The organism is Thermanaerosceptrum fracticalcis (genome assembly GCF_000746025.2).
Taxonomy (GTDB): domain Bacteria; phylum Bacillota; class Peptococcia; order DRI-13; family DRI-13; genus Thermanaerosceptrum; species Thermanaerosceptrum fracticalcis.
Genome location: NZ_CP045798.1, coordinates 1,379,988 through 1,405,785, shown reverse-complemented (window position 1 = coordinate 1,405,785; position 25,798 = coordinate 1,379,988). Strand labels below are relative to the sequence as shown.

The 25,798-nt window shown below is 43.7% G+C and carries 22 protein-coding genes and 1 CRISPR repeat array; all 22 genes read left to right on the top strand.

Annotated features, from left to right (window positions below):
- Window positions 1-7 precede the first annotated feature (7 nt).
- Window positions 8-1,714 (top strand): hypothetical protein, encoded by a 1,707-nt coding sequence (locus BR63_RS07385; protein ID WP_034422459.1) that lies wholly within the window; start codon window positions 8-10, stop codon window positions 1,712-1,714.
- Window positions 1,715-1,742: 28 nt separating this feature from the next.
- Complete coding sequence (locus BR63_RS07380; RefSeq protein ID WP_034422461.1) at window positions 1,743-2,711, top strand: DevR family CRISPR-associated autoregulator; 969 nt, start codon at window positions 1,743-1,745, stop codon at window positions 2,709-2,711.
- 1 nt (window position 2,712) lies between these two features.
- Complete coding sequence (locus BR63_RS07375; protein ID WP_034422463.1) at window positions 2,713-3,441, top strand: hypothetical protein; 729 nt, start codon at window positions 2,713-2,715, stop codon at window positions 3,439-3,441.
- Between the two features lie 176 nt (window positions 3,442-3,617).
- The gene (gene cas1 / locus BR63_RS07370; RefSeq protein WP_034422464.1) at window positions 3,618-4,625 is read left to right on the top strand and encodes a CRISPR-associated endonuclease Cas1; all 1,008 of its coding nucleotides are present in this window, start codon (window positions 3,618-3,620) and stop codon (window positions 4,623-4,625) included.
- Complete coding sequence (gene cas2 / locus BR63_RS07365) at window positions 4,625-4,894, top strand: CRISPR-associated endonuclease Cas2 (RefSeq protein ID WP_034422466.1); 270 nt, start codon at window positions 4,625-4,627, stop codon at window positions 4,892-4,894. Before cas1 ends, cas2 begins: the two co-directional genes overlap by 1 nt.
- Window positions 4,887-5,462 (top strand): CRISPR-associated protein Cas4, encoded by a 576-nt coding sequence (gene cas4 / locus BR63_RS07360; protein WP_034422468.1) that lies wholly within the window; start codon window positions 4,887-4,889, stop codon window positions 5,460-5,462. Before cas2 ends, cas4 begins: the two co-directional genes overlap by 8 nt.
- 5 nt (window positions 5,463-5,467) lie before the next feature.
- Window positions 5,468-6,388 (top strand): type I-A CRISPR-associated protein Cas4/Csa1, encoded by a 921-nt coding sequence (gene cas4a, locus BR63_RS07355; protein ID WP_034422469.1) that lies wholly within the window; start codon window positions 5,468-5,470, stop codon window positions 6,386-6,388.
- A 266-nt stretch (window positions 6,389-6,654) separates the two neighbouring features.
- Window positions 6,655-12,278: direct repeats of the CRISPR family, unit length 37 nt; unit sequence GTTCCATTGAATAGACCCGATACATGGGGACTGAAAG.
- A 756-nt stretch (window positions 12,279-13,034) separates the two neighbouring features.
- Window positions 13,035-13,484 carry a copper chaperone Copz family protein gene (locus BR63_RS07350; protein ID WP_034425768.1) on the top strand — a complete coding sequence of 150 codons (450 nt, stop codon included), beginning with the start codon at window positions 13,035-13,037 and terminating at the stop codon, window positions 13,482-13,484.
- Window positions 13,485-13,816: 332 nt separating this feature from the next.
- On the top strand, window positions 13,817-14,101 hold the full coding sequence (gene yqfC, locus BR63_RS07345; RefSeq protein WP_034425764.1) for a sporulation protein YqfC: 285 nt from the start codon (window positions 13,817-13,819) through the stop codon (window positions 14,099-14,101).
- An 11-nt stretch (window positions 14,102-14,112) separates the two neighbouring features.
- Window positions 14,113-15,324: a sporulation protein YqfD gene (gene yqfD, locus BR63_RS07340; RefSeq protein WP_034425762.1), complete on the top strand. Its 1,212-nt coding sequence runs from the start codon at window positions 14,113-14,115 to the stop codon at window positions 15,322-15,324.
- A gap of 30 nt (window positions 15,325-15,354) precedes the next feature.
- Window positions 15,355-16,380 carry a PhoH family protein gene (locus BR63_RS07335; protein ID WP_051966275.1) on the top strand — a complete coding sequence of 342 codons (1,026 nt, stop codon included), beginning with the start codon at window positions 15,355-15,357 and terminating at the stop codon, window positions 16,378-16,380.
- 66 nt (window positions 16,381-16,446) lie between these two features.
- A complete protein-coding gene (locus BR63_RS07330) occupies window positions 16,447-18,591 on the top strand; it encodes an HD family phosphohydrolase (protein WP_051966273.1) in 2,145 nt (714 codons plus the stop codon).
- A complete protein-coding gene (gene ybeY, locus BR63_RS07325) occupies window positions 18,521-18,997 on the top strand; it encodes an rRNA maturation RNase YbeY (RefSeq protein ID WP_081908337.1) in 477 nt (158 codons plus the stop codon). Before BR63_RS07330 ends, ybeY begins: the two co-directional genes overlap by 71 nt.
- Window positions 18,998-19,004: 7 nt before the next feature.
- Window positions 19,005-19,343 carry a diacylglycerol kinase family protein gene (locus tag BR63_RS07320; RefSeq protein ID WP_034425754.1) on the top strand — a complete coding sequence of 113 codons (339 nt, stop codon included), beginning with the start codon at window positions 19,005-19,007 and terminating at the stop codon, window positions 19,341-19,343.
- Window positions 19,344-19,355: 12 nt separating this feature from the next.
- Window positions 19,356-20,630 carry a hemolysin family protein gene (locus BR63_RS07315; RefSeq protein WP_207724775.1) on the top strand — a complete coding sequence of 425 codons (1,275 nt, stop codon included), beginning with the start codon at window positions 19,356-19,358 and terminating at the stop codon, window positions 20,628-20,630.
- 29 nt (window positions 20,631-20,659) lie between these two features.
- Window positions 20,660-21,295: a DUF502 domain-containing protein gene (locus BR63_RS07310; protein WP_034425750.1), complete on the top strand. Its 636-nt coding sequence runs from the start codon at window positions 20,660-20,662 to the stop codon at window positions 21,293-21,295.
- An 18-nt stretch (window positions 21,296-21,313) separates the two neighbouring features.
- Window positions 21,314-22,351, top strand: coding sequence for a DUF3048 domain-containing protein (locus BR63_RS07305; protein WP_051966271.1), 1,038 nt, complete (start codon window positions 21,314-21,316; stop codon window positions 22,349-22,351).
- An 11-nt stretch (window positions 22,352-22,362) separates the two neighbouring features.
- Window positions 22,363-22,788: a cytidine deaminase gene (locus BR63_RS07300; RefSeq protein ID WP_207724774.1), complete on the top strand. Its 426-nt coding sequence runs from the start codon at window positions 22,363-22,365 to the stop codon at window positions 22,786-22,788.
- A gap of 68 nt (window positions 22,789-22,856) precedes the next feature.
- On the top strand, window positions 22,857-23,081 hold the full coding sequence (locus BR63_RS07295) for a MerR family transcriptional regulator (RefSeq protein WP_243270002.1): 225 nt from the start codon (window positions 22,857-22,859) through the stop codon (window positions 23,079-23,081).
- Window positions 23,050-24,495, top strand: a complete 1,446-nt coding sequence (locus BR63_RS07290) for an IS200/IS605 family accessory protein TnpB-related protein (protein WP_187142711.1) — start codon at window positions 23,050-23,052, stop codon at window positions 24,493-24,495. Before BR63_RS07295 ends, BR63_RS07290 begins: the two co-directional genes overlap by 32 nt.
- A 119-nt stretch (window positions 24,496-24,614) precedes the next feature.
- Window positions 24,615-24,791: a hypothetical protein gene (locus BR63_RS19335; RefSeq protein WP_153802080.1), complete on the top strand. Its 177-nt coding sequence runs from the start codon at window positions 24,615-24,617 to the stop codon at window positions 24,789-24,791.
- 79 nt (window positions 24,792-24,870) lie between these two features.
- Window positions 24,871-25,773: a GTPase Era gene (era, locus tag BR63_RS07285; protein ID WP_034422268.1), complete on the top strand. Its 903-nt coding sequence runs from the start codon at window positions 24,871-24,873 to the stop codon at window positions 25,771-25,773.
- Window positions 25,774-25,798: the final 25 nt, after the last annotated feature.

Genomic DNA, 25,798 nt, shown 5'->3' with positions numbered 1-25,798 from the left:
GGGTGTTATGTCAAAGGGTGAGTTTCAAGTATTAAAAAAGACAGGAACTTATGCAGATGCTTTAGTAGCCATCGGCTTGGCTGACTTGTTAGGCTCTTTTGAGCATGATGGAGTTACGAGAAAGACCAGAATAGTTGATGAGGGAGAAGTCTACACCATCAAAATATCACCGGAATTGTCTATTGAGGAAATACTAAAGTGGAAGCGAGACCCGGGTTATATCTATATTCGGATTAAAAAGACTGACCCCGTTCCGCCAGGGTTCCCTTGGTACGATTATGAAGGAGAGAAGGAGGTTGAGAAAAATTATCAAGAATTTCAAAAAACAACTGCCAGAAAAGGAAAACAAATTGGAAAGGCTATGCAGGAACAGGGGGTTATCCCTCCTTCAAAGCCAAAAGATGATTTGTCTATAATGAAAATATTTAATTCTATGCGTATGGGTTCTAACGCCTACAATCAATTATTTCAGGCCATTCTGGAAACTGATGATATGTCATCGATTTTGCTAAATAAATTGTCCCGCTTTGGTTTTCAAAATATAAAGGAAGTAAATCAAAATAATGATGATAAACTTCATAATGCTGTTTCTACGCTCCAACTTTTTAATCCAGTTGCAGGTAAAGGGGTTCATCGACCAAAACCTGATAGTAGTAGTCCAAGTTCCATCTCACCTAAGTTGCTTGACTGGTTCGAAGAGTGGATGAAGTTTCGGGCCATGCATATAGGTCTTCTGGCTTACAACACAGGAAATGATGGGAAAGATACCAAAGTGATGGTGATTGCTCCTGGAGACATAAGTACGAAAAACTTAAAAACTTTGAGGGATGATTTACTAAGTGAGCGTATTAGGGGGTCAGTTTGGTTAGATATTCAGGCTTCCCTAAATATTACAGAAAAGCTAATTAAGCATTCCGAAGAGTTCCAGCAGGGTACAGGTTCTATTAAGCTGGCGGGTCGTACTCCAAAAGATATTATTAGAGGTATTTATAACACCTATTTTAAAAATCTGGGTACTGCTTCTGCTGTTATGAATGTGTCTTTCTTAGGAATGCCGGATTGGTTTCAAGTACATAACCATCAAGACGCTGAGGATTGGCTGGGTATTTTGGCAGAACACAAAAAATGTTTGAGAACTTTAGATGAAAGTCATTCTAATGATATAGCACTCTTGTTGACTTATCGAGATTTTCTTTCTACAGGAGACTATAGAACTTTTTTCGATTTTCTTGCTGCTTATGGTGCTCACTTTATTCAATGTCAAGTTCAGAAAAAGCATGCTCAAGCTTTTACTACACAGAATTTAAGGAGGATATTTATGTCAGACTTTAAGGAGATTATAGAAAATCATGGATTTCTAAATATAGCTACGGCAATTAGAAAGTCAACTATTAGCCCGCAAATTAGAAAATCAATGACAGGGAAAGCACCTTTTGAAATTCAATATGGTCTTGCGCAAAAGTGGAAACGTAAAGTTAAGTTTCAAAATGAGTTTATCACAGAGCTATCCGAGTTTGTTCAATCATATAATGCTGAAAATACTAAACGTATGGAACAGGGGAAGGAAACAAGAAAGAATATTACTACCGAAGATTTAAATCAGGTCTTCACCTTAATTAAACATTACGGTTCCGAACTGGTGGGAATGCTCCTTCTAGCTTACGGTTATGCAAGAGAACCTCGTGAGGAAGAGTCGCTGGACAAAGTTAATTAACAATAAAATTTTAGGGAGGTAAATTTGTATGAAAATCCATTCACTGGCAGTTTCTGGTCTTGTTACTTTAAACTTACATTCTCTTAATAATGAAGGAGCAGAAGGTAATTATCTACAGACGCGTGAAGTACAGGTTGTAGATAGTGAAGGAAAGATGTATGCGGTCAATGCCATTTCCGGAGATATGTTTAAGCATATTCAAGCTGAACATTTGTATAATTTGGCAACTGAAAAAAGTCTTCCCTTATGTGGTCCTTGTCAAAAGTTTGATGCTAATCGCATAGTGGCTGATACCGAGTTCGCTGGTGCTATCCCCAAGGATACTCCAGATAATATTGTATTAAGTGAGGCTATTAAGAAATGTATTATCGATGATGCGGAGGGTATCCTTATTACTAGTGAAGTTGGTGGCAAGAAGAGAGCTATTGGTCGTAAATCTGTCCTAGAATTTGGTTGGGTTGTGGGACGCCCAGATGTTACCAAGACAGAGTCGTACTTTCATGTTAAATACGCGCCTGAAGGACGAGGTAAAGGTTCAGGTGATGAAAGTGGTGCCAATACGGGACAAAATATTTTTCACCGACCCGCATCTTCGGGACAATATGCGGTTGTCTTAAATATAGATTTATTCAGAGTGGGTCGAAATGATATTAACCTTGAATATGTTTTGCCGGACCAGGAGCGAGAAAAAAGAATAAAGGCTGTTTTACAAAGTGTACTCTTTACATTCCTTAAACCAAACGGTGCCCACCGTAATACACAGAATCCCCATATAGTAAATTTTGAAGGTATAATTTCAGTATCGACTAGTACTGTACCAGCTCCAGTTGCAAGTGCTTTAAATCCCAATTATGAAGAGGAGATTAAGACCGTAAAAAATGCCCTTGATAAACTTCACCCACAAGCCGTAACACTTTATCCTTTTAATTCTTTAGGAGAGTTTGCGGAAAAAATGGGAGACTTAATATTACAAGTCAAACCTTATGAGGCGATGTGATATGAATTCAGTTAATAAATACTGGCTTATAGCATCGTATTTACCAGTGTCTTTATTTTCTTTACGTAGTAGCTATAGTACTTCAAGCGGAGGTAAAACTCTTTTTGTACCGACCCCTTATGCGTGCAAACTTGCAATGGTAGATGCAGCTTTTCGCATGGAAGGAGAAAATTTAGCCCGCTGGATATTTAACCTGATAAAAAGTCGGGAAATAAGATTGTGCCCGCCAAAACATCTGACTGTAAATCATACTTTTATAAAGATAAAAAGGGAACCAAAAGAAAAAAAACCTGAGGAACCCTATATATCTTCTATAGCCTTTCGTGAATTCTGCTATTTTCAAGGAAAGATGAAGATAGCATTAGACGCATATGCCCTCAATGAGGAAGATATAGATAAAATTAATTTGGTCCTAGCACATATCAATTATTTTGGTAAGCGAGGAAGCTTCTTTCAATTTGGCGGAACACGAATGGTGGAAGGTGAGTTAGAAGGTTTTATTTTACCAATACCTTCCTCTCATAAATCCTTTAAACCTGACTTGTACGGAATAACCCAGTATTTGGACGAATTAGGGGAAGTTGATGCTAAAGACTTCTTTGAACGAATCAATAGCTTTTCAAATAAAAGTATCGAGTTAGGAAAGCACCGTGTTTTAAGGCCTTACTTGCTCCCGTACCGGCAAGTCACCAGTTCGAAAAGTTATACTTATTATCGTAATGACTCTTAAACCTCTACAAGTAATGAATAAAAATAATAATATTCTTCAAGGAGAGCCCATCACATGTAATTGTGGTGGGTTCTCCTTTCTGTCACCACTTTCAAGTTACGTCAATTGTATTGGAGAATATATGTTCCACTTTATGGCAATAATCTAGCCAGGAAGAAGGTCGAGGAGCTGGTCGAATGCAATTATACATATCCAACTTTGGTTCTTTCCTGGGCAAGAAAAGTGAAAGATTGATAGTCAAGGAAAACAATAAAGTCGTTAACGAAATACCCTTCCATGACCTGGAGCAGATTATTATTGATAACCCTGGTGTTTCTTTATCTACGGACTGCATTCGAGAATGTGTCAGACATGGGATTTATATAAGCTTCCTGGATTTTTCAGGGACCCCTTATGCCAGTTTGATTTCACCATATTTGGTTGGCACGGCCATGACCCGTCGCGAGCAATTAATGGCCTACAATGACCAAAGAGGAATCCATTTAGCTAAGGCCTTTGTGGAAGGTAAACTGAAAAACCAGCTCAATATCTTAAAATACTTTGCCAAGTACCGTAAAGGTGCTAATCGTGAGCTTTATGAACAGATTTACCACGGAATCACCTGGATGGAGAAGTTTGCCGAAGAACTGAAAGAAATAAAAGGGAAGTGTATTGATGATATCCGCGGACAAATCATGTCAGTGGAGGGGCGGGTTGGCAATATCTATTGGGATATGGTAAAACTCCTTACCGATGGGAAAATAGAATTTCCCGGACGAGAACATCGCGGAGCAGGTGACCCCTTCAATTCTTTATTAAATTACGGGTACGGAATATTAAACCAGCAGATCGAGAAGGCTCTGGTCCTGGCCGGCCTTGATATTTTTTGCGGTTACCTGCATGTAGATAGGCCGGGGAAGAAAAGCCTGGTCTATGATTTTATCGAAGAATTTCGCCAGCCGGTAGTGGACAGGGTTGTCATTGCCATCGTAAACAAAGGAATTGAGATTGGTATGGACGGGGAATATTTGGATACTCAGACGAAGAGAGATTTTGCGGCACGGATTTTTGAGCGCCTTGATCATAAAGAAAGCTTCCAGGGCAAAAAGTCAGCCTTAAAAACCATCATTCAGAACCAGGCCAGGCGGATTGCCACCTTTTTACGGGGAGAGGCGAAGTATAAGCCTTTTGTTAGTAGTTGGTAATGCGTACTTTAGTTAGCTATGATATTGAAGATGATAGAATCCGCAACAAGATTTGTGAAGCTTGTAAAGATTATGGTCTTGCGCGTATCCAATACAGTGTCTTTATCGGTGATCTTAACCACAACCGCAGAGACGAATTGCGCCAGCGGCTTAGAAGAATCCTGGGTAAAAACCTTGGCAAAATCCTCATCTGCCCCATTTGTGATAAGGACTTAAGGCTTATGAACGAAATTCGGGTAGAACCAGGGGGCATTATCATAGATGATTAAATTAAGAGTCACTGATGTTAAGCAATACATTTACTGCCCGCGCATAATTTATTTTACCTATGTCTGCCCGGTGGAGAAAAAAATTACCCGTAAAATGGAGTACGGGAAAGAAGAACACTTGGAACTGGATCGCCTGGAAAAGCGGCGTACTTTCAAACGGTATAGCCTTTCCGAGGGGGAGCGGCGGTTTCACCAGTACCTTCGCTCAGAACGGTTGGGTTTGGAAGGTAAGCTGGATATGCACATTGTCTCGGAAGGAGAATATTTCCCCGTAGAGTTTAAGCATACAAGAAAAGGGCCATCCCTAAATCATAAATATCAACTGGTAAGCTATGCTATGCTCTTAGAGGATTATTATAACAAGCCGGTTCGCTATGGATTTTTATACATTATTCCGGAAAAAACACCTTATCCTATCCAAATTACTCCTAATGCCCGGATATTTGTCAAAGATGTCTTAGAAAAAATTCGAGAGATAATTCTCAAGGAAAGAATACCCCGTCCCAACCAGCATAAGGGCCGTTGTACTGATTGCGAATATAGAAACTATTGTGGGGATGTGAGTTAGAAAAAATGTATTTTCTCACTGATGAAGAACGCAAACAATTACTAAAGAGTTATTTGCCTAAGTCCAGGCAGATGGATATAGCCGATGAACTCAGGGGCTGGAATTGGAATCAGCCTCCCTTGGAGCCCGTGTATGATATTAAGCTTGCCCTCTATGAAATCGCCAATTCTTACTGCCCAACTAACCGCGATTTATTTTTGCGTCGCATAGATGGTGTAAAAGCGAGGCCCAATGCTGCCATGCTTCGGGGTAAACTTTTACACCAGGTTTTGGTTGATGTACTGGTCCGGGCAAAGAAACTCATCTATCTCCATGGTGTGGGTAACTACCAGGAGTTTTTACAAGAGCATAAAATTCCTTTCAAAACAAATTTTGAACGGTATCGCTCCCAACTTTCCGAAGAAGAATTCAGTAGTTTAGCAAGAGACGCTGAAATCCTCGCCAACTTTGAGACTTCAAGGATTGTTGCCCGTATCCAGGAAATTTTAATAAAGCAACCTTATATTGCCGAAGATTCCTTGGTCTCCTTAGCTATTCCCGTGGTAGTAGAGCAGAAATTGGACGGGTCATTCCTGGGGTTGAGCCAAAATTTAAGCGCCGATGCTTTTACTTTCTCAGAACCCATGATCATTGACCTTAAGTTTGGGGAACCTAAAAAATTTCACCGCTTGACTACTACCGGTTATGCTCTGGTGATGGAGGCTATTCATGAATTTCCAGTTAACCTGGGGTGCTTAGTCTATGCGGAATTTAAGAATGGAAGACTGAGCGTAAAAAAAGACATTCACATTATTGATGATGAGTTAAGACAATGGTTTATCGAAGAACGGGATGAAAAAATGCGGATGATTTATGAGGAAATTGACCCCGGAATTGCCCAGAACTGCTATGATACCTGCCCTTATTACCGTAACTGCCTTGGCTAATATTTTTCTTTAAAAGACAGGATTTATCTTATCTTTTATAGAAATTATCTTATGAATGTTTGCAAGAAATGATTTGAAAGGGGGAAAGCTTATAGTAGTTAGCGTTTATCTACGATTTGGTTCGTAATAGGGGGAAATGGTATTTTCGCAAAAGACCTGGTATTTCAAACAGAAAATATTTTTGCGGAAAAATAGATGTAGCTTGATTTATTTTGGAGTCCCGAAACGCAAGTCACAAGCCATTTCTAGGCATTTCGCCAAAGTCGGTTCCATTGAATAGACCCGATACATGGGGACTGAAAGGAATATTCTCCAGAGCCTTATCGCCCCCGCAGGCTTCGTTCCATTGAATAGACCCGATACATGGGGACTGAAAGGCAGTTTCAACCAGTCAGCCCCGAAAGGGGAATACATCAGTTCCATTGAATAGACCCGATACATGGGGACTGAAAGTATTTCTTTTTGTTCGCTACGCATTTTTTCCAGTAATTGTTCCATTGAATAGACCCGATACATGGGGACTGAAAGCAAACTTAGCCCTTCGCCCCATTTGAGCAGGACTTTTTGTTCCATTGAATAGACCCGATACATGGGGACTGAAAGTCGGTTGTAAGTTCGAAATATAAAGGTTCGTCTTGAGTTGGTTCCATTGAATAGACCCGATACATGGGGACTGAAAGTTGACACGGGGACCCCTGCCCCTCGGACTCCCCAGGAGTTCCATTGAATAGACCCGATACATGGGGACTGAAAGCCAACTCGAATAGTACGTTATTGTTGTGAAAAATTGAAGTTCCATTGAATAGACCCGATACATGGGGACTGAAAGAGGAAGTCTACCGGAGTAACGAACCCATAAACATTGCGTTCCATTGAATAGACCCGATACATGGGGACTGAAAGTTGGCCTTACCGCCTGCCACTCAAGACTTCACTCTTATCAGTTCCATTGAATAGACCCGATACATGGGGACTGAAAGCGGCAAAGTCTACGCCGTAATGGAAACGCTTGGTCTGTTCCATTGAATAGACCCGATACATGGGGACTGAAAGATCTAAGTAACCGTAATATAGAATTACGGGTTTCGGTCGTTCCATTGAATAGACCCGATACATGGGGACTGAAAGAAAAATCATCCTCTGTCAATTTATTTTTTCCTTCTGCGTTCCATTGAATAGACCCGATACATGGGGACTGAAAGAACAAATGTATAGAATTGCCAATATTGGAAGTGTTGAGTTCCATTGAATAGACCCGATACATGGGGACTGAAAGTTATAATCTTGCAGCTTATTGATATCTTGTTATCGGCGTTCCATTGAATAGACCCGATACATGGGGACTGAAAGAAAAAATCGATTTAGATAATGATTACGCTTCCTTAATAGTTCCATTGAATAGACCCGATACATGGGGACTGAAAGTTGAAGTTACCGATGGGGAAAGTGACCGCTCAAGGAGCGTTCCATTGAATAGACCCGATACATGGGGACTGAAAGTTTGCATTGTGGGATTTTATAAAGCACATGATGACACGTTCCATTGAATAGACCCGATACATGGGGACTGAAAGATATATTTGTCTGGAAAGGAGAAATACTACGAGGCGAGTTCCATTGAATAGACCCGATACATGGGGACTGAAAGATACCCTTTCCCGATACGTTTCACTATCTGCCTCCTGGGTTCCATTGAATAGACCCGATACATGGGGACTGAAAGTTATTTTCTTTGTCCGATAATCGTTATATGCGGTATCTGTTCCATTGAATAGACCCGATACATGGGGACTGAAAGTTTTTGACTTTCCATCAGTTCTTTTGTGATGTCGGGTTCCATTGAATAGACCCGATACATGGGGACTGAAAGATCCTTTGCAGGTTGAGTTATTTTTCTAGCCAGTGCAGTTCCATTGAATAGACCCGATACATGGGGACTGAAAGAATACATTCCAACATATTCCCAATTAGGGTTTGATTTAAGTTCCATTGAATAGACCCGATACATGGGGACTGAAAGACGTTATAGGCTGCTATAATTGCAGAAGTTGTTTTACGTTCCATTGAATAGACCCGATACATGGGGACTGAAAGTATGATTCTTCCTTCTTCGGCTTGTCCAAAAATTGCAGTTCCATTGAATAGACCCGATACATGGGGACTGAAAGGTTATGTCGATTCTAACCGGATTTTTTATTCTCAAAGGGTTCCATTGAATAGACCCGATACATGGGGACTGAAAGCTAAAAAATCATACACAGACGACTATATGGAAGAAGCGTTCCATTGAATAGACCCGATACATGGGGACTGAAAGGGGAAACAACCTGCACTATATCCATTTCCACCGCACACGTTCCATTGAATAGACCCGATACATGGGGACTGAAAGGCTTTATTTTTTGCTCAAGCAATCCTTCTTTTTTGATTGTTCCATTGAATAGACCCGATACATGGGGACTGAAAGTTTGACACCGGGACCCCGGGCCCGTGTCGCATGGCCCTGTTCCATTGAATAGACCCGATACATGGGGACTGAAAGGAAAGAAGCAGAGCAGAGATTGCGTGATTGCCGGGACGTTCCATTGAATAGACCCGATACATGGGGACTGAAAGGCCAAAGGATTGCCAACTTGATGAGATGACATATAGCGTTCCATTGAATAGACCCGATACATGGGGACTGAAAGACAAAAGGCGCAATGGTATCTGAATAAACTAATCGAGAGTTCCATTGAATAGACCCGATACATGGGGACTGAAAGGATGTAATTGTCTCTATAACTGCTACGATTTGTATTTTGTTCCATTGAATAGACCCGATACATGGGGACTGAAAGGCGGAAGAATATTTTAGGCAGTTTAGAAGATAGGGCTAGTTCCATTGAATAGACCCGATACATGGGGACTGAAAGCTCCTATCGTGCGATTCTTTTCGCCTGACGCAGGAACGTTCCATTGAATAGACCCGATACATGGGGACTGAAAGTATATAGTATTGACGGTGAATGGCCATAGGTCCGAATGTTCCATTGAATAGACCCGATACATGGGGACTGAAAGATACTAGTAAAATTTTCAAATAATGAAAGAACCAACTGTTCCATTGAATAGACCCGATACATGGGGACTGAAAGAGGCTCTCGGCTATAAACCGTATAGGCACCATCGTCCGTTCCATTGAATAGACCCGATACATGGGGACTGAAAGTCATTAGCAACTACCCGCATATCACCGATAGCATTACCGTTCCATTGAATAGACCCGATACATGGGGACTGAAAGTTAGTTCTTCCAATTCGTTTCCTCGTTCAATCAGTTTATGTTCCATTGAATAGACCCGATACATGGGGACTGAAAGGATACTTGATGACATGGCCCAGGACGGAGAAAGAGAAAAGTTCCATTGAATAGACCCGATACATGGGGACTGAAAGAGTTCTTGTTTCATTACACTAGTAGGTTTACCGATGAGTTCCATTGAATAGACCCGATACATGGGGACTGAAAGTATCAAAAACCGCCAGGAGGCAGACAGTGAAACATATCGGTTCCATTGAATAGACCCGATACATGGGGACTGAAAGCGCAAGTATAATCATACCCGTTCACCGCATCAGTAGTAGTTCCATTGAATAGACCCGATACATGGGGACTGAAAGCCCCTGACATCCATTTCTAGATTTATCATTTCATGAGTTCCATTGAATAGACCCGATACATGGGGACTGAAAGAAGACATGTTCGAGTTGGCTGACCTGCTGAGGGCGGCGTTCCATTGAATAGACCCGATACATGGGGACTGAAAGCCTCATAATTTTTCTTCGGCGGCATTTTTACAACCGGGGTTCCATTGAATAGACCCGATACATGGGGACTGAAAGTCATAGAAACCATTACAATTCGTGGACAGAGGAGTAAGTTCCATTGAATAGACCCGATACATGGGGACTGAAAGTTTTCTCGGACATAAGGAATTTCCTTGACAGCAGACGTGTTCCATTGAATAGACCCGATACATGGGGACTGAAAGTTGTTAGAACAACTCCTGCAAATACGGCAGTAACTTTTGTTCCATTGAATAGACCCGATACATGGGGACTGAAAGACTCTTTCTCAACCCTCTGTTGTATATTTGGCTCTACGTTCCATTGAATAGACCCGATACATGGGGACTGAAAGCAAACTGTTTTATGTTCGCCATTCCCATACCTCCTTTTGTTCCATTGAATAGACCCGATACATGGGGACTGAAAGTCCAAAATTGCTTTGTTATTGACTTTTTCAATGCAAAAGTTCCATTGAATAGACCCGATACATGGGGACTGAAAGAAATATTGTCCTGTTATAACATTAGATGTTGATACGCGTTCCATTGAATAGACCCGATACATGGGGACTGAAAGGTACTTATCTATAACATCTTGTATCCACCGTCCGGATTGTTCCATTGAATAGACCCGATACATGGGGACTGAAAGACCAGTTTCCCCTGTTGATACACTGGCTTTTCTGTAGTTCCATTGAATAGACCCGATACATGGGGACTGAAAGCCCGCTCCCCCTGTGGGAGGCATTCAAGATAAAACTAGTTCCATTGAATAGACCCGATACATGGGGACTGAAAGGTAGATTTCACCATAAAGCTGTACGGCCCCGGGGATATGTTCCATTGAATAGACCCGATACATGGGGACTGAAAGATGACGTTCAGTCGCTGGTTTGCCAATCCCATCAAGGGTTCCATTGAATAGACCCGATACATGGGGACTGAAAGAATTAATAGGCAAGGGTATTCACCCCCCTTAGTCAGGTTCCATTGAATAGACCCGATACATGGGGACTGAAAGCCCTCTGCGGCCATAATAATGCATGCACCGCAAACTGTTCCATTGAATAGACCCGATACATGGGGACTGAAAGATCTATACAGATGGCAACAAACGAACAAGCCAACATCTGTTCCATTGAATAGACCCGATACATGGGGACTGAAAGGTATAGTGACATCAAGCGTAGTCGGCACCTGGGCAGCAGTTCCATTGAATAGACCCGATACATGGTGACTGAAAGCGCATTTGTCGCTGACATCTTCGACGTTGTGATCATCAGTTCCATTGAATAGACCCGATACATGGGGACTGAAAGACGAAAATTTTAAAAGGATTCTTATAAGGAATCTTGCGTTCCATTGAATAGACCCGATACATGGGGACTGAAAGTTAGTAAGTTAAGAATGATTGCTGGCCGAGATAGAGCAGTTCCATTGAATAGACCCGATACATGGGGACTGAAAGGTACGACCAGGGGTTCATTGTCTGGTCCCCACCCGACGTTCCATTGAATAGACCCGATACATGGGGACTGAAAGTCAAACATAACATGTTTAGGCATGATTATCACCTCAGTTCCATTGAATAGACCCGATACATGGGGACTGAAAGAATTTCAGGCTTTATTTTTCTAATATGCCCTTTCTCGTTCCATTGAATAGACCCGATACATGGGGACTGAAAGATGTGGGAAGCGGCGGTGGGTATGCGGCAATCCGGCCTAGTTCCATTGAATAGACCCGATACATGGGGACTGAAAGATGATGATTCAAGCCATGTTGATATTGTTGCATCACTGTTCCATTGAATAGACCCGATACATGGGGACTGAAAGAAAAGTCATAAAGCCTTATCCACCCCTTTCATCTATGTTCCATTGAATAGACCCGATACATGGGGACTGAAAGAATTTCAGGCTTTATTTTTCTAATATGCCCTTTCTCGTTCCATTGAATAGACCCGATACATGGGGACTGAAAGATGTGGGAAGCGGCGGTGGGTATGCGGCAATCCGGCCTAGTTCCATTGAATAGACCCGATACATGGGGACTGAAAGTCTTTTGGTTTGCCTTGGAGCATCGAAAAGAGCCATGGTGGTGCAATGAAACAGACAAGATGGTAATGAAAAAAGCAGCCCTATTAAGGCCGCTTTCTTATAACTTGTTTATCTATATTTAATTCTTTAATCAAAGCATTTTCAAGGTTTGAGAAAAATTTATATTAGCTTTTTCCGCTTTTGTGTTTAGCCAATTTGGTATACTAAGTGTTTTTTTAATTGCACGATTATCATTTTCTTTTCGATAAAGATCTGTATCAACGTCAAATAGATTAACAAACCCATTTTAGTAATCTATAAGTATTTAAACGAGGGGCTTATTTCAGCCCGCCGCTTTTAGGATGTTATGTAATGTACCGATTGGGACATCTCCTTTATGTCGAGGGATTGGTATCTTTATCTCCGGCTTATCTGGGTTAGTAGCCAGGTAGAGAGGGTAAGGAGATTACTACATCAGAAATTCTCTACTTATGGTATAATTTAGGAAAAGAGTGGTAACCCAATAGAATATCCTCTTCTGGATCATAGTGGTCATTGTTTGGGTTTCCCGCTTTTATTTGCAGTAATCCCTGGGATTATTGCAGGTATATTGCCAAATATATTTCTGGAGATTGGGCATATAATACCTAATGAAAGAGAAGAAGTTAGCGTTTGAAGGTGTTTAGGTAAAAAGATTGCCGCACAATTTGAAATGTCCTTTCATCTGTAATACGATAAATCGCTGATATAATACCTGGTTAAGGAAGTGATTCTCACATGTGTGATTGCTGTTGCGAAAAGGAAAATAACTTTGCCCGATGCCCTGTTTGTCAGACTATGGGGCAGCTGGTAAAAAGTATTACTGTGAAAAATTTAGTGGCAGAAGATTTAGTACCCCAAATAAAAGAAAATGACTATTATTTATGTGCAAATCCCAAATGTGACATTGTGTACTTTGATACCAATGGCAATGTATATACCCAACAGGAAGTAAAGATGCCTGTCTGGTTTAAAGAAGGGGCTAGCCCTAAATATGCCTGTTATTGCAATAAAGTTACGGTTGAGGAAGTCATAAACGCTGTAATAAATAAAGGAGCTAAAGATTTGAAAGCTGTGACGGAAATAACAGGGGCAATGAAGCATGGCAAATGTCTCACAAACAATCCGTCTGGTCAATGCTGTCATAAAGAGATGCAAAGGATTATTGACAATGCTCTTCAATCATGAAGCAGTATAAACTTATTCTAACCATATTTTGGCCCATGGGCACTTCTCCAATGCTGTTGTATGCTGTATACGGCGAAAAATTTGACGTAGAAGGAGAAGGTGCAAATGAAAAGACTAGGACTATTACCAAAGCTCTTATTTGCCATCGCTGTTGGTATTTTACTGGGCAGCATCGGACCCGAATGGTTCATAGTAAATTTACCATATACAAAAACCTCTCTGTGCTATTGGTGCAGGGAGGTTTTTTTCTTCCCGGGTTACTCCATAGGGGTTTTGTTCTTATTGCCCGCTGCCAGGCATAAAATGAAAAGGAAGATGGGAGGGGAGCAGCAATGAATCTAAACCAGCACAGCAAAAACGTTCAGCAAAAAATTGCACATTACCTGGATATTCCCAAAGAAATTATCCTGGATTTACCCAAAATCACTCTCATTGGGGATATTCAGCTCTATATAGAAAACCACCGGGGAATTATTGAATATACTTCTGAGAAAATCCGTATCGCTATAGCTATTGGGGAACTGGAAATTGGCGGTGAAAAACTGGTCATTCGCAATATCACACGGGAAGAGATGTATCTGGACGGTCATATCAAGTCGGTTCAGTTTAACCGGTAGGAGGGAGAAAGATGAAATGGTACGGGATGCTGACCGGTTATGTGGAAGTGAACCTCTGGGGGGAAAATCCCGAAAGAGTTATTAATATGGCCATGAGCAGGGGAATATACCTGTGGGATATACGCCAGGTGGATAAGGGCTATTTTCGCCTGAAAGTTCGTTTGGGGGGATACAAGGCCTTGCGCCATATTGTCAGGAGGTCTTCCTGTAAGGTTAAAATCAGGGAAAAAAAAGGATTCCCTTTTTGGCTTTTCCGGGCGCAAAAACGAAAAATCCTTGTCTCCGGGGTACTATTTTTTTGTTTAACCCTTTACCTGCTTAGCTCTTTCGTTTGGTTCATCGAAATCCGGGGTAATGAAAGGGTGCCTGGCGATCTTATCTTAACTAAAGTGGAGGAGCGGGGACTGAAAAAAGGAGTACCCATCAAAAGCTTTAATAAAGAGACAGTTAAAGAAAAACTACTTATTGAAATCCCTGAATTGGCCTGGGTGGGAATCACTATCCAGGGAACCAAGGTGATTATCGAAGTGGTGGAAAAAACGGTAGTCCCTTATACAGATGACAGTAAACCGGCGGATTTGGTGGCCGGTATGGATGGACAGGTGGAAGAACTTTTAGTGTTGAAAGGTACACCTCTGATCAAAGAGGGGGATATGGTAACCAAGGGTCAGGTACTGATCCAGGGGTTAGTCTACCCGCAAATACAGGTGAACCAGGACGGCAGTATTACACCCAGCGGTAATCCCGAAAGGGTACGGGCCCGTGGTGTGGTACGCTCTAAGGTAACACGGAAACTGATTGGACAGTGTGCTGTAAAGGAAGAAGGGGATTTGGATACAGGCGCCGAGACAACTATTGTCATCCTAAGATTTATGGGGAGGGAGGTTATTGTCAGCGGCCCCAAAACTGTACCTTATGAGCGGTATCGCAAGATTAGACTGGTGAAAACCCTATTCCAGGGCAGGAATATACTACCTCCTGTCGAATTAATAACTGATACTTATTTCCAACAAGAGCATTATGAGAAGAACTGGGGTGTGGAAGGAGCGTACCAGGAAGCCGTGAAGAGGGCCCGTGCGGAATTACTGAAAGCACTCCCTCAAGACCACCGTATTATTAAAGAAGGACATGAGCCCGTGCCTGCAGAGAAAAAGGGTTTGATTAAAGCCCTTTATTTCCTGGAAACTATCGAGGACATAGGCGTTTATAAAGTTTCTTCCTGACTTCCTATAGGGTATAATATATAATTAGGAATGTATTTCATTTTACGAAGCAAGGAGGTTACTAACTCATTGACTGCTATCAAAGAAAGGCACTTGAGTCTCAGTAATCAGGAAGCAGCAGTCTTATATGGACTCCAGGATGAGAACCTGAAGTTCCTGGAAAACCATTTGGGAGCAAAAATTGTGGCCCGGGGCGGTGAAATACTGATCACGGGCAGTTCCGAAGAAGTGGATATAGCTTATGAGGTCTTTAACCAGCTTATTGAATTGATTCGTACCGGAAACGTGATTACGATTCCCGATATTAACTACTGTTTAAGAGTGGTAACCGAAGGTAAAGGCGCTAATTTGACAGATATGCTGAACCAGGTGCTGCAGGTTACGGCCAGGGGCAGACAAATTAAACCCAAAACCATTGGTCAGTATAATTACGTCCAGGCCATCAAAAACCATGACATCGTTTTTGGCATTGGTCCTGCCGGGACGGGCAAAACGTATCTCGCTGTGGTCATGGCAGTTACGGCTTTGAAAAATAAAGAAGTAAACCGTATCATTCTCACCCGTCCCGCTGTGGAAGCAGGCGAGAAGTTAGGCTTTCTGCCCGGTGACTTACAGGAGAAGGTAGACCCTTATCTTCGTCCCCTTTATGACGGTCTTTATGATGTACTGGGTATTGAAACGGCCCAGCGCTATATGGATAAGTCCGTTATCGAAATAGCACCCCTGGCATATATGCGGGGAAGAACACTGGATGATTCCTTTATCATTCTGGATGAAGCACAGAATACTACCCCGGAGCAGATGAAAATGTTTCTCACCCGGATTGGCTTTGGTTCCAAAGCGGTAGTGACAGGCGATGTTACCCAGGTAGACTTACCAAAGAATGCTAACTCCGGCCTGGTCGTGGTACAGAAAATCCTGAAAGGTATTAAAGGCATAAGTTTTCAGTATTTAAGCCAGGCCGATGTGATCAGGCACCCTGTAGTACAGCGCATTATCCTGGCTTACGAGGAGTACCAGAGACAGGAAGAAGAAGGTAATGCCAAGGGTTTATAGGAGGAGATCACTATAACTGGTAACAAAAGGAGAATTCAGCCTCCAAAGTTTATAGGAAATATCTGGGTGAACAGGAAGGTACGCCGGTTTACCTGGTTTCTTATTTTCTTTTTAGGGATAATGGGTATCTTTGCCACCCACTTCCTGCCGGAGAATTACTCTTTAAAGGAAGGAGAGGTGGCCCCCTATACCATCAAGGCCCGCCAGACCATTACCTTTGAAGATGCCAAGAAAACTGCGGAACGCAAACGTTTGGCCGCGGAAAAGATCCCTGATGTTTATGTAATGGACAAGAAGGTGCTGTCCGAGCTGGAGGAAGATATTGCCCGTACTTTTCAGGACTTTTTAAACATTACCAAAAATGATGCTCTGGATAATAAGGAAAAAGTACGGACTATTAAAAATGAATTCAAAATTAGCGAGGACACGGCCAATAACCTCCTGACCATTGAAACTGAGACCATTAAGGCCTTGCGGGCGGAAACCATTAGTCTGGTCAGGGCCCAGTGGCAGAACGGGGTAAAAACAAACGAAGTAGATGAAAGATTAACGAAAATATTTTCCCAGGTTGAGCTGTTGAATATCAAAGCCTCCTATAAAGAACTGATTAAGGGCGTTTTGCATAAAGTTGAATTCAGACCCAACCATCTTCTGGATGAAGATGCCACCCGCAAAGCGAGAGAAGAAGCCCAAAGGAATGAAGGCCCTGTTTTTGTGACCATCCGTAAAGATCAGAAAATTGTTGGTGAGGGAGAAGTCGTAACCGCCGAACATATAGAAATTTTGAAACTTATGGGTTATCAAAGGACAGCTTCGCCCTATGTCACCGTCGGCGGAATCGGGCTCTTTGTTTTATTGATGCTGGTGCTTACCATCCTGTTTTTGCGTCACTACCGCAGGGATTTGTACCGCAAGGAAAACAATTTACTTCTTTTAAGCCTTCTCTTTTTTATCACCTTGCTGTTGGCCAAACTGATTGCCACTATTAAGATTAGTCCCCAGCCGCAAGTAGCCGAGCTTGTGGGTTATCTGATACCAATTTCCGCCGGTTCTATGTTAGTGGCCATTTTACTAGATACGAAGCTGGCCATCTTTTTGACCACCGTGCTCAGCTTTTTTGTGGGAATTCTCACTGGCAACCAGCTTAGCTATGCCATTAATGCCTTTACCGGCGGCCTGGTGGGGATATATAGCGTTTCTAAGTTCAGTCAGAGACTGGACTGGGTTAAAGCCGGACTTTTTGTGGCTCTCGCCCAGATTATCACCATTATCTCCCTCGGTTTAATGAACAACAGTTCTTGGCAACTGATGCTTATTGGCAGTTTTCTGGGGCTCTTGAACGGGCTTTTTTCCGCTATTTTTGCTTATGGCAGCTTACCCTTTTTGGAATCGGGATTTAAGGTCACCACCAGTGTCCGTTTGTTGGAACTCTCCAATCCCAACCATCCTCTTTTAAAGAGACTGCTTTTCGAAGCGCCCGGGACATATCATCACAGCATTCTGGTGGGTAACCTGGGTGAGGCGGCGGCCGATGCGGTGGGAGCTGATTCCCTGCTGGTACGGGTGGGCGCTTATTATCACGATATCGGTAAACTGAAAAGACCCTATTTCTTTATTGAAAACCAGTTGGGCGGGGAGAATCCCCATGAAAAGCTGACACCGTCCTTGAGTACTTTGATTATCACTTCCCATGTCAAAGACGGTGTGGAACTGGCTAAGCAGCATGGCATACCGCCGGTGATCATTGATCTGATTCAACAGCACCATGGGACCAGTTTGGCTACCTATTTTTATCATAAAGCTTTAGAATTGGGGAACGCTGATAATGTCAAAGAAAGTGATTACCGCTACGATGCACCCAAACCCCAGTCGAAGGAAGCTGCCATTATTATGCTGGCAGACAATGTGGAAGCTGCTGTACGTTCCATGACCTCAACTTCCAGCGGTAAAATTGAAGGTTTAGTGCGTAAAATTATCAAAGAACGCCTGCAGGATGGACAGTTGGATGAATCTGCTTTGACTTTCAAGGATTTAGATTTGATTGCCACGGCCTTTACCAGGATTTTAAGCGGGATTTTCCATTCCCGTATTGAATACCCGGAAAATGTGCTGCAAGCAATGGAAGGGAGCAATCTTCTCGATGGAGATCTTAATCGACAATCAACAGACGAGAATTCCGGTAACACCGGAGATGGAGAAAATAATTCGTGATGTCATCCTCAAGGCAGGGGAATATTTGGAGCTGGAGGACAATGTGGAGGTTAGTGTGGCTTTGGTAGATGATGAGAACATTCGAGCGTTGAATCGCGACTACCGGGCCATGGACTGTCCTACTGATGTGCTTTCCTTTGCTCTGGATGAAGAGGATATCACAGAAGAAAGAACCTTTGTGGAAGCCGGGGATACCCACCTTCTGGGTGATATCATTATTTCCCTGGAGATGACTTTGGCCCAGGCCCAGGAGTATGGCCACAGCTTTACCAGGGAATTGGCCTTCCTCACCGTCCATGGCATGCTGCATCTTCTGGGTTACGATCATACAGACGAGGACGAAGAAGCTGAAATGCGCAGTTTGGAGGAAGCCATCCTCGGGCAGTTAAATATTACAAGGGAATAAAACTTTTATGAAAAAGAAAATACTTGGCTTACATTATGCTATAAGGGGCATTGTCATTTGCAGTAAAACCGAGCGCAATATGAAGATTCACCTGTTTTTTGCTCTGACGGTTCTTGTCTATGCCTATTACCGGGATCTGGTTTTATGGAAATGGGCACTCCTTATTATGACCATTAGTCTGGTATTAATTACAGAGATGATTAACACTGCAGTGGAGTCAGCTGTTGACTTATGTACACTTGACGACCATCCCCTGGCGCAGAAAGCCAAGGACGTTGCTGCGGGGGCTGTTCTGCTGGCAGCCCTTAACGCGATTATCATGGGCATGGTTATTTTTTTCATCTAGGAGGCGGAATCTTTGTCAGGTTCGCAAATGCTCCAGCTAGTACTGTTGCTGGGACTATTGGGTTTATCAGCCTTTTTTTCGGCATCGGAAACGGCCATCTTTTCTGTCAATAAGGTTAAAATCCGGCACCTGGCCGAAGAAGGAAACCGTAACGCCATTCTTACCAGGAAATTGCTGGATCAGCCCAATAAGCTTATTTCTACCATCCTCATTGGCAATAATGTGGTGAACATCGGTGCTACGGCCCTGGCTACTACCCTGGCCATCACTTTTTTCGGGGACACAGGTGCGGGGATTGCTACCGGGATCATGACCATCCTGGTCCTTGTCTTTGGCGAGATTACGCCCAAAACCCTGGCTGCCAGCAGGGCTGAAAGTTTTTCTTTGAAAGTTAGTGGGTATTTAAACTCTTTAGCCACATTGTTATCGCCCGTAATTAAAGTATTGAATTTTGTTACCAATGGCATTGTGAAACTCATGGGAGGACCTGCGGATAAAAACCCTTTTATCACGGAAGAAGAACTGCGCATGCTGGTGAATGTGGGCCAGGAAGAAGGCCTTATTGACCAGGATGAGAGAGAAATGATCGACAGCATCTTTGAATTTGACGATACCCTGGTCAGGGAAGTGATGGTCCCCCGCATTGACATCATTGCCGTGAATGTCAATGACAGCCTATCCTCTGTGATTAATCTGATTGTTGATGTGGGGCATTCCCGCATTCCCGTTTACGAGCAAACCATTGATAACATCATAGGTGTCATTTATGCCAAGGATCTCTTGAAAAATCTCCTGGGCGCCCAGGAAAATATCACGGAGATCCGCCGTCTCATGCGGCCCGCCTATTATGTGCCGGAAAGCAAAAAAGTGCGTGACCTTTTTGCGGAATTGCGCAAAGAAAAGGTCCATATGGCCATTGTCTTGGATGAATACGGCGGTACGGCGGGTCTGGTGACCATTGAGGACATGATTGAGGAAATTGTGGGTGATATCCAGGATGAATTTGACCGGGAGGAAAAACATATTGAGACTTTAGCCGATGGCTCTTTGCGGGTTGATGCCCGTACCTCCATTTACGATATTAACGAACTCCTGGAACTGGACCTGCCCGATGATGAATTTGATACCATCAGCGGTCTGGTCTTTCATACCTTGGGTAAACTGCCCTATGAGGGACAGGAAGTAGAAATAGACGATTTACATATTATCGTAGAAAAAATAGTAGGAAGACGGATTGCTAAGCTCCGCCTCATTAAGAAAAACCGGGAGGAGAATCTTACAGATTAGTTAGCATCCAGGAGGAGTGGGAGAAGTTTATGAGAAAGAAATTACAAAGTTATTTTCTCGCAGGCATATTGGTACTTTTGCCTATTGTCATCAGTTTCTACACCCTCTGGTTGATCTTTAACTTTTTCGATAATTTGATTATCAGCCACCTTCCCGTGATCAGGAACACCCTCCTGGGTGAATGGGTTATCTGGGCCCAAAATGTCCATGGGGTAGGGTTTGTGTTAACTTTGACTGTCGTCCTGCTAACGGGCCTTCTCGCCAGGAATTATCTGGGAAAACAGTTGATTTCTTTAAGTGACAGAGTTCTATCCCATATCCCCGTAGTACGCAGTGTTTATGTTACGGTAAAACAAGTTTTAGATACCGTACTACAGAAAGAGAACAAAGCTTTTCAGCAAGTGGTCATGCTGGAGTATCCCCGGAAAGGTTTATATGCCCTGGCATTTCTCACCGGTGTATCGCAAGGGGAGATTCAGGAAAAAACCCGGGAGGAAGTTGTCAATGTCTTTTTACCGACAACACCCAACCCAACCTCCGGTTTTTTACTCTTAGTACCCAAGAAAGATATTATCCCTTTGGAAATGTCTGTGGAAGATGGTATCAAACTGATTATTTCGGGAGGAGTTATTTCTCCCGAGACCAAAAAGAGAGTTACAGAGTAGATAAAAGGGGTTAGGGAGATGAGAGGAAAGTTCCTAAAATGGGCCATATTAGGTATATTTTTAAGTATCTTATCGGGTGCAGCGGCTTATTATTATATGCGTCCCCATATTCCCCCAAATATAGCTGGCATTAATCATTTCACCAATCCTGACAAACAGAAAAGAGAACAGCAGGAAGTGGTTCCTTTCCCGGGCTGGAAGGATGCCCCGCGCAAAAGGGCTCTGGCTGTGATTATCGATAACGCCCCTGCGGCGCGGCCCCAATCGGGCTTAGACCAGGCCGATGTGGTGGTGGAAACCCCCGTGGAGGGTGGGATGACGCGTTTCCTGGCTGTTATCAGCCGGTATGAGACGGAACTGGTAGGGCCTATCCGCAGTGCCAGGTCTTATCTGGTGGACCTGGCTAAAGAGTATAATGGCATTTTAGTCCATGCAGGCGGGTCAGAGGATGCTATCGAAGCCATAGACAGGGAAAAGTCAGATCACCTGGATGAAATAGAGGGAGGACCCCAGGTAGATGCGGCTTTTTGGCGGGTTCCGGACCGGGCTAAACCCCATAACTTATATGCCAGTTCGGAAAGTTTGCGCCGTGCCGCCAAAGAATTGAATTATAACCTGACCGTACCGCCCCCGGAGCGTTCCTATATTTCCCAGGGGATCGAAATATCAGGGGAGCCCATGGAGGAAATTAATATTTTCTACCCCAACCGGGAGAGTCAAATTCGCTATACATATAATAAGGAACGTAAGGTTTTCGAAAGGTTCATGGCGGAAAAGCCCCACGTGAACCCTAAAGGTGAACAGATTGTAGCAGCCAATGTTGTTGTGCAGTATGTCCCCTACCGGGTGCTGAACGGAGACGGCAATCTCCAGCTCATTCTCCATGGTGAGGGTAATGCCCTGATCTTTCGTGACGGAAAGGTCATAAAAGGTTTATGGCAGAAACAGCCCGGCGGCTTTACCCGATTTGTGGATATGAAGGGTAAAAGTATCACTCTGGTGCCGGGTCCCACCTGGATTCAGGTAGTGACCAAAGGTACGAGAGTCGATTATTGAGGTGAATAAAAGTGGATGACATTCTTATTGAGAAAGCGCGGCAGGCCAGGGAGCATGCTTATGCCCCGTACTCGGGTTTTAAGGTAGGAGCGGCCCTTTTGGCCCAAAACGGGGAAATCTATACAGGCTGTAATGTGGAAAATGCCTCCTATGGTTTAACCAGCTGTGCCGAGCGTAATGCTGTTTTCAAAGCTGTTTGTGCCGGGGAGAGGAAATTTGAGCGTCTGGCGCTGGTAACTGATCTGGTTAATCCCGCCGCTCCTTGCGGCGCCTGCAGGCAAGTCCTGGCCGAATTTGCCCCTGATCTGACTGTGATTATGGCCAATACCCGGGGAGAAAAAAGAATAACAACAGTCAGGGAACTTTTACCTTATGCCTTCACACCCGCTGATCTCAAGGAGGTAAGTAACAGTTACAGATTAATTGAACAAAAGTAAATAAAAAACAATAATCCATTGACATCGAACAAGTGTTCTAATTAGAATAATGGCAAGGGGTGGTGTCAATGGAAAAGATGCTAACATCTCATCAGGCAGCAAAGCTACTAAACGTATGGCCTCACACGTTGCGCCGCCGGGAAAGAGAAGGGAAATTAAAACCATTGCGCACACCCGGCGGTCACAGGCGTTATAAAGAATCGCAGATAATGGCTTTGATTGGTGAAGAGATAACTGTCATTGAAAGCGAGGTGGCTGCCGGTGAAAACGACAGCGATGGGAGTAATCCTTGAACTCACCGAAACCCAGCAAGCCTACCTCGATAACCTCATGGCCCGTTACTGTGCAGCAGTCAGGTGGAGCTTTAAAAGATTACTGGAAGGCAAAGGAATCCAGGACATCCGCCAAGGCGTGCAAGTCAAGTATAACCTCAACTCCCGGCAGGCTAACGATGCGGTGTATGATGCCCAAAGCACCATCAAAAGCCAACATCAATTGGTAAAATTACACTACGCCAATACTCTGGCCAAAGTAGAATTTACCCAAAAGCGAATAGCCAAAGCCAAATCGTCCAGGAAAAAAGCCAACCTGCAAAAACGGCTGGCGAAAGAACAAAGAAAGCTGTCATACTGGCAAAAACATCTGGAAGCCAAGACCTTTCCGGCAGTTGTTTTCGGCGGCAAAAAACTGTTTCTGGAAAGATGTAAAGGCAATATCACCCGGAAAGAATGGCAGGAAGCAAGAAGCAACCGTTACCTGTCCCGGGGAGACAAGACCAAGGGCGGCAACTTGAACACTCGCTTATACGAAGTTGATGGTCAAATCTATCTTGATATAGCAGCGGAACAGGTGCAGACGGAGAAAACTGTCAGATATAACCGGATTACAGCGCCGGTCTACCTGGCCCATAAACCCTCAAAAAAGACGGGTAAAATTAACGGACGGAACTACCGGCAGATGGTAGTGGATTATCTAAAAACAGGCGCTGCCTATCAAATAGAAATAATCCGTAAGGACGGCAGGTACTATATTCATGTCACCATCGAAGAAGATATTCCGGTTCCCTATCATGCCCACAGTGTTGTTGGGGTAGATACCAACCCTGACGGCTTAGGGGTGGCTCTGACAGACTACCTGGGGCAGTACCGTGGCAGTCAGTGGTTAAGACAGGGAGAATGGACTTATGCCGGAAGCAACCGGAGGGATAACCTTATTGGAGAAACGGTAAAGAAAGTAGTGGCTCTGGCAAAGGAAACAGGCAGCGCCCTGGTGACAGAGGACTTAAAGCTTAAACACGACAAGTCCGTAACGGCCAAATTTAACCGTATGAGTCACGGTTTTGTCTGGTCAAAATTTTTGGCAGATGCAGAACGGAGGGCTTTGAGGGAAGGAGTGCCGGTGTTCAAAGTAAAACCGGCCTTTACCTCGGTAATAGGAATTCTGAAATACCAGCACCAGTACGGGTTATCAAACCACCAGGCAGCAGCCTTGGTGATAGCCCGGAGGGGTCTGGGTCATGTTTCAGAAAGAGTTCCCAAATTACTGGCAGACAGGTTTATCAAAGCAAAAGAAGGCTTTAGAAAGCTAAATAACTGGCAGCAGTGGTCTGCTGTCAAGAAAGCAATATTAAAACATCTAAAGAAGAAAGGGGTGAACAGCCTGGTTTCCTGGCATGTTCACCGGAAAGAACTGTTAGGTGTAGGGTAAAACCCTATTCTCATAAGTTTGCGTTATGGCAGCAGTACACGCTGTGAAAGGCTGCTGTCATAAGTTAACTACCGAGGCAAGGGTAACACCCTTTCTGGGCAGGACGGACCCGACACTCAATGGAACAAGAGTATTTTTCGCAGAAGGGGATCTTAAAAGTCACAACTGCTTTTAGAAATATGCTGATAAAATTGAGTGCCGGGACGGCGGTGAACCGCAAGGCAAACCACCCGGAACATAAGCGAGAGCTTATGGCCTGGCAGTTGAATCCTGTGACACTGCCTCTCGTTAGTTGACGGGAGAGAAAACTAAATGAATCTGGATTATCCTGTATAAATCAGATATGTTTAGCTTTCAGAAACCAGGATACTTGTAATGACTGATAAGGAATACCGTTCCGGCTTTGTGGCTCTCATCGGGCGGCCCAATGCCGGTAAATCAACCTTACTGAATACGCTCATCGGGCAAAAGATTGCCATTATGTCAGACAAGCCCCAGACTACCCGCAATAAAATCATGGGAGTCCTGACAAAAAGCGAGGGGCAGATCATTTTCCTGGATACTCCCGGCATTCACAAACCCAAGGATAAACTGGGAGAATATATGGTGAGCACTGCCCTGGATACTTTACATGAAGTGGATGTTATTTATTATCTGGTGGATGTGACCGTTCCTTTCGGAGGTGGGGAAGCCTATGTGATAGATGCCTTGTCCAAGGTTAACACGCCTGTTTTCCTTCTCCTGAATAAAATTGACCGGATTCCTAAACCAGAGATCCTACCCTTGATTGAGTTTTATCAGGGCAAGCATAAATGGACGGAGGTAGTACCTATCTCCGCGCTCAAGGGTGAGAATACAGACTCCCTCATCCGGGCCACCCTGCAGTATTTACCGCCCGGGCCCCAGTATTACCCGGAGGATGCCATTACCGACCAGCCGGAAAGACTCATTGTGGCCGAACTCATCAGGGAAAAAGTAATCCAGGCCACCCGGGAGGAAGTACCCCATTCCGTGGCAGTGGAAGTAGAACTGATGGAAAGGCGCTCCCCGGAACTGGTCTATGTGGGGGCCACAATCTATACGGAGCGTGACTCCCAGAAGGGAATATTAATCGGTAAAAAAGGTGAGATGTTGAAAAACATCGGCAGCCAGGCTCGCCAGGATATCGAAAGATTGCTAGGCAACAAAGTATTTTTGGAACTCTGGGTGAAGGTAAAGGCCGACTGGCGCAACCGGGAGAGGCTTTTACGTGAGTTTGGCTATTCTGAGCAGTACTAATATTTCAGGCTGTGGATTACTGGCA

Bases quoted from the DNA above. Each gene is read 5' to 3' on its own strand.
- cas1 (WP_034422464.1), top strand. From the start codon at position 3,618: ATGCAATTATACATATCCAACTTTGGTTCTTTCCTGGGCAAGAAAAGT.
- BR63_RS07380 (WP_034422461.1), top strand. From the start codon at position 1,743: ATGAAAATCCATTCACTGGCAGTTTCTGGTCTTGTTACTTTAAACTTA.
- BR63_RS07320 (WP_034425754.1), top strand. From the start codon at position 19,005: ATGAAAAAGAAAATACTTGGCTTACATTATGCTATAAGGGGCATTGTC.
- BR63_RS19335 (WP_153802080.1), top strand. From the start codon at position 24,615: ATGGAACAAGAGTATTTTTCGCAGAAGGGGATCTTAAAAGTCACAACT.
- ybeY (WP_081908337.1), top strand. From the start codon at position 18,521: ATGGAGATCTTAATCGACAATCAACAGACGAGAATTCCGGTAACACCG.
- yqfC (WP_034425764.1), top strand. From the start codon at position 13,817: ATGAATCTAAACCAGCACAGCAAAAACGTTCAGCAAAAAATTGCACAT.
- BR63_RS07310 (WP_034425750.1), top strand. From the start codon at position 20,660: ATGAGAAAGAAATTACAAAGTTATTTTCTCGCAGGCATATTGGTACTT.
- BR63_RS07385 (WP_034422459.1), top strand. From the start codon at position 8: ATGTCAAAGGGTGAGTTTCAAGTATTAAAAAAGACAGGAACTTATGCA.
- BR63_RS07350 (WP_034425768.1), top strand. From the start codon at position 13,035: ATGTGTGATTGCTGTTGCGAAAAGGAAAATAACTTTGCCCGATGCCCT.
- cas4a (WP_034422469.1), top strand. From the start codon at position 5,468: ATGTATTTTCTCACTGATGAAGAACGCAAACAATTACTAAAGAGTTAT.
- BR63_RS07295 (WP_243270002.1), top strand. From the start codon at position 22,857: ATGGAAAAGATGCTAACATCTCATCAGGCAGCAAAGCTACTAAACGTA.
- BR63_RS07305 (WP_051966271.1), top strand. From the start codon at position 21,314: ATGAGAGGAAAGTTCCTAAAATGGGCCATATTAGGTATATTTTTAAGT.
- BR63_RS07375 (WP_034422463.1), top strand. From the start codon at position 2,713: ATGAATTCAGTTAATAAATACTGGCTTATAGCATCGTATTTACCAGTG.
- BR63_RS07335 (WP_051966275.1), top strand. From the start codon at position 15,355: ATGTATTTCATTTTACGAAGCAAGGAGGTTACTAACTCATTGACTGCT.
- cas2 (WP_034422466.1), top strand. From the start codon at position 4,625: ATGCGTACTTTAGTTAGCTATGATATTGAAGATGATAGAATCCGCAAC.
- era (WP_034422268.1), top strand. From the start codon at position 24,871: ATGACTGATAAGGAATACCGTTCCGGCTTTGTGGCTCTCATCGGGCGG.
- cas4 (WP_034422468.1), top strand. From the start codon at position 4,887: ATGATTAAATTAAGAGTCACTGATGTTAAGCAATACATTTACTGCCCG.
- yqfD (WP_034425762.1), top strand. From the start codon at position 14,113: ATGAAATGGTACGGGATGCTGACCGGTTATGTGGAAGTGAACCTCTGG.